The sequence below is a fragment of the Chryseobacterium sp. NFX27 genome (genome assembly GCF_049887855.1).
Lineage (GTDB): Bacteria > Bacteroidota > Bacteroidia > Flavobacteriales > Weeksellaceae > Chryseobacterium.
On the sequence record NZ_JAGEKK010000004.1, the window covers coordinates 180591 to 193323 of the forward strand.

At 37.1% G+C, this 12733-nt stretch carries 15 protein-coding genes; 2 read left to right on the forward strand and 13 right to left on the reverse strand.

Annotated elements, in window-relative coordinates; translation table 11 throughout:
* Positions 1-104: 104 nt before the first annotated feature.
* From J4Q03_RS06425 to J4Q03_RS06470, 10 genes are all read right to left on the reverse strand, one after another.
* On the reverse strand, positions 105-1874 hold the full coding sequence (locus J4Q03_RS06425; protein ID WP_426047381.1) for an AMP-dependent synthetase/ligase: 1770 nt from the start codon (positions 1872-1874) through the stop codon (positions 105-107).
* Positions 1871-2884: an NAD-dependent epimerase/dehydratase family protein gene (locus J4Q03_RS06430; RefSeq protein ID WP_426047382.1), complete on the reverse strand. Its 1014-nt coding sequence runs from the start codon at positions 2882-2884 to the stop codon at positions 1871-1873. Before J4Q03_RS06430 ends, J4Q03_RS06425 begins: the two co-directional genes overlap by 4 nt.
* Positions 2885-3281: 397 nt before the next feature.
* Positions 3282-4286, reverse strand: coding sequence for an MvdD family ATP-grasp ribosomal peptide maturase (locus J4Q03_RS06435; protein ID WP_426047383.1), 1005 nt, complete (start codon positions 4284-4286; stop codon positions 3282-3284).
* Entirely contained in the window at positions 4279-5235 is a 957-nt protein-coding gene (locus J4Q03_RS06440) for an MvdC/MvdD family ATP grasp protein (RefSeq protein WP_426047384.1), read from the reverse strand. Before J4Q03_RS06440 ends, J4Q03_RS06435 begins: the two co-directional genes overlap by 8 nt.
* A gap of 81 nt (positions 5236-5316) precedes the next feature.
* Complete coding sequence (locus J4Q03_RS06445; RefSeq protein WP_426047385.1) at positions 5317-5544, reverse strand: microviridin/marinostatin family tricyclic proteinase inhibitor; 228 nt, start codon at positions 5542-5544, stop codon at positions 5317-5319.
* A gap of 53 nt (positions 5545-5597) precedes the next feature.
* On the reverse strand, positions 5598-5834 hold the full coding sequence (locus J4Q03_RS06450; RefSeq protein ID WP_426047386.1) for a microviridin/marinostatin family tricyclic proteinase inhibitor: 237 nt from the start codon (positions 5832-5834) through the stop codon (positions 5598-5600).
* A 38-nt stretch (positions 5835-5872) separates the two neighbouring features.
* Positions 5873-6118 (reverse strand): microviridin/marinostatin family tricyclic proteinase inhibitor, encoded by a 246-nt coding sequence (locus J4Q03_RS06455; protein ID WP_426047387.1) that lies wholly within the window; start codon positions 6116-6118, stop codon positions 5873-5875.
* A gap of 114 nt (positions 6119-6232) precedes the next feature.
* On the reverse strand, positions 6233-7012 hold the full coding sequence (locus J4Q03_RS06460) for an alpha/beta fold hydrolase (protein ID WP_426047388.1): 780 nt from the start codon (positions 7010-7012) through the stop codon (positions 6233-6235).
* 114 nt (positions 7013-7126) lie between these two features.
* Complete coding sequence (locus tag J4Q03_RS06465) at positions 7127-7846, reverse strand: pyridoxine 5'-phosphate synthase (protein WP_426047389.1); 720 nt, start codon at positions 7844-7846, stop codon at positions 7127-7129.
* 136 nt (positions 7847-7982) lie between these two features.
* Positions 7983-9251 carry a mechanosensitive ion channel family protein gene (locus tag J4Q03_RS06470; RefSeq protein WP_426047390.1) on the reverse strand — a complete coding sequence of 423 codons (1269 nt, stop codon included), beginning with the start codon at positions 9249-9251 and terminating at the stop codon, positions 7983-7985.
* Positions 9252-9372: 121 nt separating this feature from the next.
* Here J4Q03_RS06470 and J4Q03_RS06475 point away from each other — a divergent pair, with 121 nt between their 5' ends.
* Together J4Q03_RS06475 and J4Q03_RS06480 are read left to right on the forward strand one after the other, a co-directional pair.
* Positions 9373-9864 (forward strand): DUF456 domain-containing protein, encoded by a 492-nt coding sequence (locus J4Q03_RS06475; RefSeq protein ID WP_426047391.1) that lies wholly within the window; start codon positions 9373-9375, stop codon positions 9862-9864.
* A gap of 11 nt (positions 9865-9875) precedes the next feature.
* Positions 9876-10385 carry a hypothetical protein gene (locus J4Q03_RS06480; RefSeq protein WP_426047392.1) on the forward strand — a complete coding sequence of 170 codons (510 nt, stop codon included), beginning with the start codon at positions 9876-9878 and terminating at the stop codon, positions 10383-10385.
* Here J4Q03_RS06480 and J4Q03_RS06485 read toward each other — a convergent pair.
* The 3 genes from J4Q03_RS06485 to J4Q03_RS06495 form a co-directional block, all read right to left on the reverse strand.
* Positions 10372-11013: a uracil-DNA glycosylase gene (locus J4Q03_RS06485; RefSeq protein ID WP_426047393.1), complete on the reverse strand. Its 642-nt coding sequence runs from the start codon at positions 11011-11013 to the stop codon at positions 10372-10374. The two genes, J4Q03_RS06480 and J4Q03_RS06485, sit on opposite strands and share 14 nt — an antisense overlap.
* 134 nt (positions 11014-11147) lie before the next feature.
* Positions 11148-12149, reverse strand: a complete 1002-nt coding sequence (locus tag J4Q03_RS06490) for an acyltransferase family protein (RefSeq protein ID WP_426047394.1) — start codon at positions 12147-12149, stop codon at positions 11148-11150.
* Between the two features lie 28 nt (positions 12150-12177).
* A complete protein-coding gene (locus J4Q03_RS06495; RefSeq protein ID WP_426047395.1) occupies positions 12178-12684 on the reverse strand; it encodes a GNAT family N-acetyltransferase in 507 nt (168 codons plus the stop codon).
* Positions 12685-12733 lie beyond the last annotated feature (49 nt).

Consider the following 12733-nt stretch of genomic DNA (forward strand, 5'->3'; position numbering starts at 1 on the left):
AAAAAGCTGCATATTAAAGACCACTTAAGTTTCTGAAAAATGTTTGATTTCACTTAAACCTTTATTAAAAGCTTTTATATCTTTTGTGACCGATTGAGCTTATTTTAATACATTTTTTCTATAATATCTGCATATTTTTTAAGAACCACATTTCTTTTAACCTTCAATGTAGGGGTAATTTCTCCGGTATTGATATCAAATTCAGCAGGCATCAAGGTGAACTTTTTCACTTTTTCATAATCCGCCAGATGAATCTGCAGTTCTTTAATTTTCTCTTTGTACAAGGCAATGATCTTCTCATTTTTCACCGCTTCTTCCCAATTGGTAAAAGAAATACTGTTTTTCTTCATAAAATCCTGCAGAAACTCAAAATTAGGAACAATAAGAGCTGAAACAAATTGCCTGCCCTCTGCTACAAGCATGATCTGCTGGATAAAATTATTATTGGTAAGCAGGTTCTCGATCTGCTGCGGGGCCACGTACTTTCCGTTGGACGTTTTCATCAGGTCTTTGATCCTGTCTGTGATGATCAGGTTTCCTTTATCGTCAAACTTTCCTGCGTCGCCGGTTTTGAACCATCCGTCTTCCGTGAAAACCTTCTGTGTTTCTTCGGGCTTATTGTAATAGCCTTTCATAATACCGTTTCCTTTGGCCTGGATCTCATCGTTCTCTCCGATGCGGATCTCTACGCCAGGTAAAGGTTTTCCGCTGGTTCCGTGTTCAAAATGGGTTAACGGGAAAAGTGTAAGTGTTGCTGTTGTTTCAGTCAGTCCATACCCTACTGTTACGTGAATTCCCACCGAGTCGAAGAATTTTGTAACTTCCGGTGACAGGGACGCTCCCCCACAAGGTAAGAACCAAAGCCTTCCGCCCATCTTTTCTTTAATTTTGCTGAAAACCAGCATATCTGCCACAGATTCTTTTAGCTTTAATCCAAAAGGAACTGTTTTCTCGTTTCTTCTCAGTTCTGCAGTCTGCCACCCTGTTGCCAACGCCCAGTCGAAGATCTTTTTCTTCAATGATGAACCTTCTTCTGCTTTTTCCAGAACTCCGGCATATACTTTCTGGAAAAACCTCGGTACAGCACACATCATGGTAGGTTTTACTTCCTCCAGAGTTTTGGCGATATTTTTGGGGTCTTCCAGGAAATATACTCTTGCACCGCCGTACAAACAAAGCAGACTCCAGCTTCTTTCAAAGACGTGACTCAAAGGGAGAAACGCTAATGACAGCTCTTCTTCAAAGTTTTTAAATTTAAAAAACTCAAAATGGGAGTCGAAAGCTCTGATGAAATTTCCATGGGTAAGCATTACGCCTTTTGGGGTTCCCGTAGTTCCTGAAGTATAGATCAGCGTTGCTGTATCGTCATATTCTTTCTTGCAGATCTCCAGCTTAGGAGAGGATTTTGCAATGAAGTCTTCGAGATAAAAGCTCTTGAATTCTTTCTTGATCCAAACAGATTTTTTGGAAACAATAATGATCTCCAACTGACTTTCTTCTTTCTGCAACATCTCCAGACATGCATCATACTGCTCCTGACTGCCAACAAGCACAGCCTTTGCAGAGGAATCACTGATAATATATTCTGCCTGTTCTGCATTATTGGTAGAGTAAACAGGTACTGTAACTGCACCAATGGCCAATGAGGCAAGGTCAAAAATCATCCATTCAGAGGAGTTGTCTGAATAAATGGCTACTTTATCATTTTCCTGAATTCCTGCATTTTTCAGTGCATTGGCTGTTTTAAACACAATTTCACCAAATTTTTTCCAGCTCAGCTCTTTCCAGGCTTCGTCTTTCTTTTTAAAGCCTATCGCGGATTTTACCGGATGTTTTTCTACATTTTTAAGGATAATTGCTGCTGCAAGATTCATGAATTCAGCTTTTTGTCGTTAATATAATTTTTAAGATGAAAATCTATGCTTTCCTTTACGGGAACAAACTGATAATCAATCTTTTCTTTAATTTTCTGGTTGGAAATGGTATTGAGTGATGAGATGGATTCAATATTGGATTTTGTAATGATCCTCAGCTTTGGAACCAGCCATCCTAAAAGTATATTCGCAAATCTGCCGAGATTGAGCTGGGATTTAGTGAGAATTTTTGCGTCTTTCAGGCCAAGCTGTGACCTGATCTGCTTTCCAAGTTCTGCATATCTTTTATTTTCGGAAATGAGAATAAAACGTTCCCCGAAAGCATTTTTTTCCATCAATTCAATGGAAATCTGCGCAGCATCTCTTACATCTATATAACTTGTTCCGCCGGAAAATGTAAAGCTGTTTTTTTCAAAAGTAGGAAAAATATCCCCACTGCTCTGTCCCCAGTTTCCACTTCCGATGATCATTCCCGGATTTATAATGATGGTGTTCAGCCCTTCAGCAGAAGCTCTCCAGACTTCCATTTCAGCAAGATGTTTGGAAACAGCATAAGCAGAATGTTCTTCTTTGGGATTAAATTCTGAAGTTTCGTCTAATTCTCCTATTTCATTAAAAATATCCAAAACAGCAATGGTGCTTACATGCAGAAATTTTTTCACTTCCGAACCTTCACATGCAAACAGCAGATTTTCTGTACCTTTTACATTAGTATGGTACATTTCTTTTGCATCATGAGGATGGAAACTTACTTTTGCGGCACAGTGATAGACTTCATCTACCCCTTTTAATGCATTCTGAAGAGACTCAAGATCATCAAAATCTACGTCTACCCATTCGATTTTATTAAAAAAATCATCGGGATTCTCTGTATAGAAGCTATAAGAATGCCTTACATCGTTTAAATTGCTGCCCGGTCTTTTGGAAGCACGCACGTTTCTTCCTTTTTTCAGAAGTTCCAATACGATTACCCTTCCCAGGATTCCGGTTGCACCCGTTACAAAAATCATTAATTATTTACTTGATTACTGACTAAAATATGACAAAATTTCTAATCCGGCAATTCTTCCTGTTTCTGTAAAGATTTATGAAAAACTGCTTATGCAAATTTGCGATTTTTAAAGTAGAATTCCACTTAATTTAATCAATATTATCATTATGAAGATCTTTATAATTCCATTTAGGCTGATAGAATTACACATTGATTGTTTCAGGGACAAAAGAAATGATTTTTTTAACGCTTTAGTTATTCTTTAAGAAAACAAGAGGTATCCCATTCAGCAAAGAAATATAAAATACTATTCCTGTGTATTGCTTTGCTCAGTGAAACTTTGTCTAACTTAAAAATCAAAAAAGTCCTTTAGATTTACAAAAGGACTTTTTTTAGCTTAAATAGTAACCCTGTTTTTAAGCCATAACCATATTGTTTCTTCTGGGAGCCTTATCACATAGAACATCTGCAATACTCTTCGAAATCAGATTTTCTTCTGTTAAATTATCTAACCAGAAAAATTCACCTGCGGCATTGATCTCGATGAAATAGTATTCGTCTTCGGGAGAAACAATAATATCTATCGCACCGTAATCGACATTGTAAACATCTAAAAGTTCCAGAAGCTTTGCTTCGATATCTGACGGAAGCTCTGTTCTCACCCATTTAGTAAGCAGGTTCACTCCATCTTTTCTCCAGTCGACCTTTGCATCTTCGGACTGCTGGGAATCTATTTCAAAAGCATATACGTCCTGCCCTACAATGGTAACCCGTAATTCTTTTTTCTTTTCTATTTTTTTCTGGAACTGCATCGGGCAATACACCAGTGAATCCAGTTCTTCAAGTTTATCTTCGTTAACCACATTGGTAAACACCACACTTTCCACCCCATCTTCATAGATGGCAAAACCGGTCTGCATTTTGGCTACTACATTCTGATGCTTAAGGATGAATTGTCTGGCTTCTTCAGGATTATTTGTAAGACAGGTTTCCGGAATTTTGAGACCTAATTTAACGGCAAGTTTCAACTGCTCTTCTTTACTGTCCAGCCTCCTGTAAACTCCCGGCTTTCCCAATGCATATGCATCTACAGATTCTATAAATCCAAAAAGCGTGTTACGGATTTCGCCCATGGCGGCGCCGTAGAATTTTTTATCCATTTCTTCTTTTACCCCGTTTCCGATGTTGTAAGCTCTCCGGTACCAGACCGCAGCAATGTCATCAAGACGGTATTTTGACTCTTTGGTTTCAAGAATGCTCACCCACTCACCATCCTGGAATACAGTAGAGAGTTTATTTTGTATAGGATACAGGTCTACATCGAAACGAATGACCTCGCAGCCATTTTTTTCTATATATTCTGTTACTTTTTCAATTGAAAAATTATCTTGAGTATGCGTAATGATTAGTATTTTATTCATGTTTATTGATTCTTTTTATAAGGTTATCAGCAATTTTTTCTGCGATGGGAAATCCAAGTTCTTTCTGGAGCATTCCCCATTCACCCTGAGGATTTACTTCAAGGAAATAATATTCTCCGTCTTTTCCTCTGATCATATCTATGGCTCCGATATAAAGTCCCATTTTTTCCATCATGGAAGCAAGACCGGTCCTGACATTTCCCGGTAATTCATAGGCGGACCATGCGTAATTTCCGTGAGCCACTCTCCAGTCTGCATTTTCACTGTTATTGATTTTTCCGGTAAAAAATTCTCCGGCTATGTACACAATTCTTAATTCATATTCTTTATCCACATAAGGCTGAAAGATCATTGGACAGTAAGCGATGTCTGCCATATGCTCCAGGGTATCTTTTTCAATGATCATGGTTGAGATCAGATTTTCTCCATTCATCGTTTTAGCAGTCAGACTATGAAGTTTTGCAACTGCTTTACCATTGCAGAATTCGTGAAAAAAGGCAGTAATCTTTTGGTCATCGTTGGAAAAAATGGTTTTGGGAATGGTCAAACTACTTTCTTCTGCTATTTTCAGCTGCAGCATTTTATTCCCATCGATCTTTCTTTCATTTTCAAAGGGGTTGATCCATGGAATATCTTCCAAAACAGTGATCAGGTTATGGCGGAGATTTCCGTATCCGCTCAGAAACATCTTTTTATAGTCTTCATCCAGTTCCTCGGGAACGGTTATTCCCCAGGCTTTTCTGTGCCACACTGCTTTGATATCTTTAGAATGAATTGTGTTTCCGGATTCATCGGTCAGTTCAAATGAATTTTCGGTCACACTGATTTTCTGAAGATGGTTCATACGGTCAGAATTCAGTCTGAAATAGGGAATATCCTTAGAAGCAAGATATTCAAAGAAGATATCAATATTATAAAAATCCTTCGAGTGGGTAATGCAGAGAATCATTTGCCGGTTTTTATTAAAAAAGGAAACTTAGTGGTAAGTTTCCTTTGAGACGATTGTATTAATACGATTATTTTTAAAGTATTAGTCTAATGGTACTGTTGGAGAATCATCATCCCCGTCAGAAGGATATTTCATGGTAACCTGAAGATCATCTGCAGGAGAAGTTACTGTGTCTATTGATGGTTTTGTGATCACATCTCTTTCGGGAATCGTAATCTCGCCTCCTCCTTTCACTGTTTCAGGATCTTTTAGCTGCTTTTCTAAAAATGACGCAAAAAATGGTTTTTTTTGTGAATTTTTGTCTTTCATAATAATTTAGTTTTTGGTTAAAATATGCTTGTAATTTCTTATTCTATGGAAATCTAAACAACATCGTCATCACCGTCAGAAGGGTACTTCATAGTAACCAAAAGATCCTTACTTGGATGGGTTACGTTGTCAAAAATCTGTGCTGTAACATTATCGACTGAAGGTGCCGTAATGATGTCGTTATCAGTGTTTGTAATAATTCCGCCCCCTTGGATGGTTTCCGGATCCTTGATCTGCTTTTCCAGGAATGAAGCAAAAAAAGGCTTCTTTTTTGAATTTTCGTTTTTCATGGTCTTTGAGCTAAGTTAATATTTCTTAGTAATTCTGATTACAAAGTGTCTAACTCTCCGGCCTCATCACTGTCAGAAGGATACTTCAGTGTCACCAGATGATCTTTTAACTGCGAAGTTGCATTATCAAGAAACGGCGAAGTGGTAACAGTATCTCTGGTGGGTACAGTAAGTACATCAGTAGTAGGTGTCGTAATTCCACCTCCCTGAATTTTTTCAGGATCATTAATTTGTTTCTCTAAAAATGAAGCAAAGAATGGTTTTTTTGAGTTTTTCTTTTCCATAAGTTATTATATTTAGTTTTATGCAAACTAAAGTACAAAAAATTTCAATACATGGGGATATATTGTTTTATTTTAAGAAAATTTTAACTAAACCATCAAAAAGACAGAATTAAATCAACCCAGATTCAAAAATCCCTTAACAACCTTCGCGAAATCAAACGGATTTTCAGCCTGAACCCAATGCCCTGCATTTTTTACGGTAACCATTTTTGCTTTTGGAAACTGCTGTTTGATCCCGTATTCATCCTGAGGAAGGATATAATTAGATTTTTCGCCGGCAATAAATAAAGAGTCACCTTCAAAAACTCCAAATTTTACAGCATTAGAAACAAATTCGTTATATTTTTCAGATAAAGTTTTAAGATTGAATCTCCAGTTCAGCTTTTTATTGTCGTCCCAGTATAGATTCTTTGCTAAAAACTGGATTGTCGATTTTTCAGGAATGTATTGGCTTAATACAGCTTCTACATCACCACGCGAGGCAACTGTATTAAAATCTACTGTCTCAAGGGCTTTAATAATTCCCTGATGATGCGGAGGATATGCTTTTGGTGAAATATCAACAACAATTAGTTTTTCAACTCTTTCAGGGTATTTTAAGGCAAACTGCATCACTGCTTTTCCACCCAAGGAATGTCCCAAAACATGGGCTTTCTGAATACCGTAATGATCCATATAACGGGCAATATCATCTGCCAGATCATCATGCGACATGCTGTCGGAATGAAAACTTCTCCCATGATTTCTAAGGTCAATAAGATGGACGGGCAGGTATTCACCTAAGTCTTTTCCGAAACTTCCCCAGTTGTCAAGCATTCCAAACAGTCCGTGAAATACAAGAAGCGGCGTAGCTGTAATATTTTCGCCAAATATTTTTGAATTTAAGATTTCCATTTTTTTAGATTTTAGAAGTTAGAAGCTAGAAGTTAGAAATTAGAAATTAGAGGCTGGGTTATTTAAAGTACGTCTTTAACACTAACTTTGAACCTCTAATTTCCTACTTCTTCTTTACCATTTTGCCAGTCTCTTCAAATAAGCCTGAACGGTATTTTCAAGTCCCATATAAAGAGCTTCAGAAACCAAAGCGTGCCCAATGGAAACTTCAAGAAGGTTGGGAATATGATCGGCGAAGTATTTCAAATTTTCCAGACTCAAATCGTGTCCGGCATTGATTCCCAAACCGAATTCAGTAGCGATAACCGCTGTATCATAATAAGGTTTTATAGCCTGTTCTTTATGGGTAAGATAATTTTTAGCGTAGGCTTCCGTGTACAGCTCAATTCTGTCGGCTCCTGTTTTTGCAGCATGTTCTACCAACTCCGGCAGCGGATCAAGAAAAATAGAGGTCCGGATTCCTGCATTTTTGAACTCTGCAATAATGTCGGTCAGAAAGTCTAAATGCTTTTTAGTGTCCCAGCCGGCGTTGGAGGTAATGGCATCATCTGCATCAGGAACTAATGTTACCTGCTCGGGCTTTACTTCCAGAACCATATCAATAAAAGAGCGGTGAGGGTTTCCTTCAATATTGAATTCAGTGGTAACCAGCGGTTTCAGATCGTATACATCTTTTCGTGTAATGTGCCTTTCATCAGGTCTTGGATGGATGGTAATCCCCTGTCCTCCAAATTCCTGAATTTTTACGGCTGCTTCTGTTACGCTGGGTGTTTCACCTCCTCTTGCATTTCTTAATGTCGCAATTTTATTAATGTTTACGCTTAGTTTTGTCATTTCTTTATTTAGATGTTATTTTTTAAGAAATCAGATATTAGAGGTAGAAATTAGTTTTGGAGTTACTACTCTAAAGCCAGATAAAAGTAAAAGGTCGAATCACTACCTTCTAATCTCTAGTTTCTAACTTCTCTATTTATCCCTTAATGCTTATCTGCATCACCTGAAGATCAAATTCTTTAGAAGCTACCAGGAGATGGTCGAAAATATCAGCCTGAATCTGCTCAAAATGTTCCCACTTGGAATCATTTGCAAAACAATACACTTCAAGCGGAAGCCCCTGTGGAGTAATATCCAGCTGGCGAACCATTTTAGCTCCTTTTTGATCTACATCCGGATCATTCTCGATATATTTTTGAGCATAATATCTGAAGACGCCAATATTGGTAAGCTGTCTTCCGTTAATCGTCTTATCATTATGCTTCAGGTCCTGTTTTTCTTTTTCTATCTCCAGTGTTTTTTCTTTCAGATAATCTGAAATTAAATTGATTTCTTGTAAACGTTCAATATCTTCTTCATTCAGAAATTTAAAAGAATTGATATTAAAATAAATAGATTTTTTGATCCTTCTTGTATTGGATTCGGACATCACCTGAAGGTTTCTGATCTCAGTAGTCAAAAGGTCATAGGTAGGAATTGTAGAAACGGTTTTATCAAAATTCATAATCTTCGTTGTCAGAAGACTGATATCTACAATATTTCCTTCCATACTGTATTTCGGTATGCTCACCCAATCTCCTACCTTCAGATTTTTAGAGGTAGCAACGTGTATCCCGGTTACAAAACCTAAAATCGTATCTCTGAAAACCAGCACCAATACAGCAGTAATAGCTCCTAAACTCCCAACAATAGTGGTTCCTTTAATCCCAAATATGACGCATATTCCCACCACGGAAAATATAAAGATTCCTAAGATCTTTACCGTTTCTGAAATGGCATTCAGTGCCATGATCTTATAAAAGTCCTGCTTTATGGTAAAATAATTCCTGAAACCCGTTAATGACCTGTAAAGCATTCCGGCAAGAATAAGCACAAGCCCCAAATTGATAGTTCTGTTGATAAAAATATTTGTTTTGGGAAGTGCCGTTGCAGGAAATATGGAAGGATGTATTCCTCCTACCACCAGAAGCGCCGCAAAATGAGCCACAGAATTGGAGATCTTAGACTGATAAATTGACCGGATGACCGGATATTTTTCATCATTCCGGAAAAATCTGAAAATAAAATTGATCGCAAATTTAAAAACAAAATCTACCACTAAAAACACGGCACACAAAAGCGCCAGCTTGATAACAATATGAACAATCCAATCCATTCCGCCTGGCGTTACCTGGCTGATATAGATGTATAGCTGATCACTAATTTCCTGTAAAAAATTCTTAGTGTCTTGTATTTCGTCTTTCATTACAGCAAATTTATAAATTAAGTATGATGATCTTACTATTGACAATCAATTTTCATCCCAAATATTAAAAAGGCTTCTGCAAATTTTCTTTTTTCCTATCTTGCATTGATAATTTAAAAGAATGGATACTACCTTAATTAATATTCTCTGTCTTATTTTATTGGTTCTCGGAATGCTGGGAACTTTCCTGCCTGTACTTCCGGGGCTTGTGCTAAGCATCTGCGGGCTTTTAATTTACAAATTCGGGACAGATGCCGATCTGCCGATGATCTATATCTGGGCATTTGGGCTCCTCACCGCTGTTTCTGTAGTTTTAAGCTACGTAATCCCAGCAAAGACCAACAGAAAATACGGCGGAACGCGCTGGGGAAGTATCGGATCAATCATCGGAACCATTGTAGGAATTTTCATTCCTATTCCTTTAGGATTCCTGATAGGAATGTTTGCGGGGGTATTTATCGGGGAACTTCTTCACGACAGTAAGGATATGAATAAGGCATTACAGTCTACTAAAGGCGCGTTTATCGGCTTCATTTACGGAACAGGCTTTAGCCTTGTGGTAGGTGTGGCAATGTTTTTGGTAGTAGTTTTAGATATGCTTGATATTATTTAAAAAAAGAAAATATGTTCCATAAAGCCATCATATTCAGTCTGGGAATGCTCACTTTAGCAGGATGCAATGCCCAAAAGAAAACAAAGACTCCGGAATCAGCTGCCGGAACAGCTTCCAATTCTTCAGGAACCAAACCGGAATTACAGAAAGAGGGTATCATTTATTTTAATCAGGGGGAAAATAAATTCCTTAAAGAGTATGAAATGAATGTGACCTTCAAAGGCATTTCTGAAGACAGCCGCTGTCCTGAAGGAGTAGCATGTATTTGGGCAGGAGTTGCTGTAGCACAGGTAGAAGTAATGGGAACCTACACCCGCCCTATGGTTTTAAACCTTGCTACCATGGATAACACGGGACGAGATTACCATAAGTCAGCAGAATTCAACGGATATACCATTTCACTGGAAGAAGTAACGCCTTCCCGGAAAGCTGAAGCAGGAGGAAAAGATCTGAATGGAAAATACAAGATCGGAATCAAAATTACAAACGCTGATGCAGCATCCAATTCTACCAAGAAATAGGCTCTTTCCCTTTTGAAACAAGATATTCATTGATCTTTGAAAAGGGTTTGCTCCCATAAAAGCCTCTATGTACAGAAAATGGTGACGGATGCGCCGATTTTAGAATAAAATGCTTAGCCGGATCAATGAGTTCGGCTTTTTTCTGTGCAAAAGCTCCCCAAAGTACGAATACGACATTCTCTTTTTTATCTGAAATTTCTTTGATGATAAAGTCTGTAAATTTTTCCCAGCCTAAATCTTTATGGGAATTCGGTGAATGGGCGCGGACGGTTAAAGTGGCATTCAGTAGTAAAACGCCCTGTTTTCCCCAGTCATCCAGTTCTTTTGATGTTCTTATGATTCCCAGGTCATCCTTTAATTCTGTGAAAATATTTTTAAGGGAAGGAGGTGCCGCTACCTGCTCCGATACGGAAAAACACAAACCATTAGCCTGATAATCATTATGATAAGGATCCTGACCGATGATCACCACCTTTACCTCTTCGAAAGGTGTGATTTCCAATGCTCTGAATATTTGACTTTTAGGAGGAAATACTTGGGTTGTTGCATATTCTTCCTTTACTTTTTCCCAAAGGCTGGTAAAATATTCTGTGCTTTTTATCGGGGCTAAAACTTCTGTCCAAGTCATGGGATTGATATGATAATTTGATGTTTAATATGATATAATTTTCTTTTGCTGGAAACTATATTACAAAAATATTCTTTAATTCCTAGATGACCAAATCCGGTAGGATAATGTGGTTATTGAAATGGCTGGATGAGCTATGTTTTAAATATTTTCACCTTTCTTTCAATAAGAAGATAGGAAAAATAAGACAGTAGAATAGAAAAGCCAATCAGAAGAAAATTATTGAGATGATAGGAATCTACAATGACTATTTTCTGTCTCCTTACAATATAATGGATAATATATAATGAATATGAAATATTTCCTAAAAAGTAAACGGCCTTTGTTTCTAAAAAGCTTTTGACAAAACTTCTTTTTTCTGAATAAAGATGCTTAATAATAACTGCTGACAACAACGGAATAAAGAATAAGCCTCTTGCGGTGTAAAGCAGTAAAAAGGATAGAATAACGACACCATAAACAAAAAAATTGCTCTTCTTTATTTTTATTTCCGGTAAAAATGCAATCCCGATTCCTATAAAATAGCAAGACACCGTTCGCACTAAAGAACTCACTCCAAAAACGATATCCAGGTATTGCGAGGATCTGTCAATCTCAAGCGGTGCATCATCAAAATACATGTCCGGCAGATAAGAAACAATACCTCTTAAAGCTAAACCTGCTATGATCAGGAACCAACTGTTTATTTTAAATTTAAGTATGCTCCATAGCAAAAAAGGGAATATCAGATAACAAATCCATTCTGTACTCAATGACCAGTACACTTCATTTAATGAATAATTGGGATTAAAAAAGCACTGTAAAAGTGCTGCATTAACTAAAAATTCAGACCATGAAGGATCTTTTGCGATAAAAAGGATGATAAAAACAACGGACAAAAAATAGACGGGATAGATCCGGTTAACTCTTTTTTTATAAAACCTCTGCACTCCGTCAAAAGTCAGATGATGAAATTTCCCGGAATAGGATACAGCAAGGAGAAAGGCACTCAGTACAAAAAAAATATCTACTGCTACATACCCCTTCCCATTCACTGACTGAATCCAAAAACTTCTAAAGTAACTGAAATGGAAAAACGTAACCCATAACGCAACAATCCCCCTAAGCCCGGTTAATGATTTTATTTCATTTTTCATATGCTAAAACAATGCAGTCTGTAGGGAATTAATTATTTTTCTTTAAACTAAAAATAATATTGTCAGGAAAACCTTCATCCGTTCTGCCTTCTTCCAAAATAAAATGATGTTTCAAAAGGAGTCCTTTCGAATTTTCATTGTATCTGCTGGTAAAAGCTAAAATTTCCTGCAGATGTAAATTATTGAATCCGTAATTTAAAACAGCTTTTAAGGCTTCAGACATAATTCCTTTTCTGTGATAGTCCGGCAGTAATTCATAGCCGACCTCAGCCGTTTTCCGGTCTTCAGAAAAATTCCAGAGGCAGATAGTTCCAATAAGATCAGGCTGATTTTTATAGGTGATTCCCAGATAAAGCGTTTGATTATTTTGGGTTCTTTCTTTAATCGTTAAAATAAACTGCAAAGCATCGTAGTTTGTTTTTGGAGAAATCCTTTTCACAAACTGATTAATTATTTCATTGCTTCTAATCTTCAGGATGTCTTCTACGTGGCTTTCGTTTATTTCTTTTAATATTAACCGGGCTGTTTCAATCATTAATTTCGTAAATATCTCAAATATACATAATAATCACATTTTCTCACTA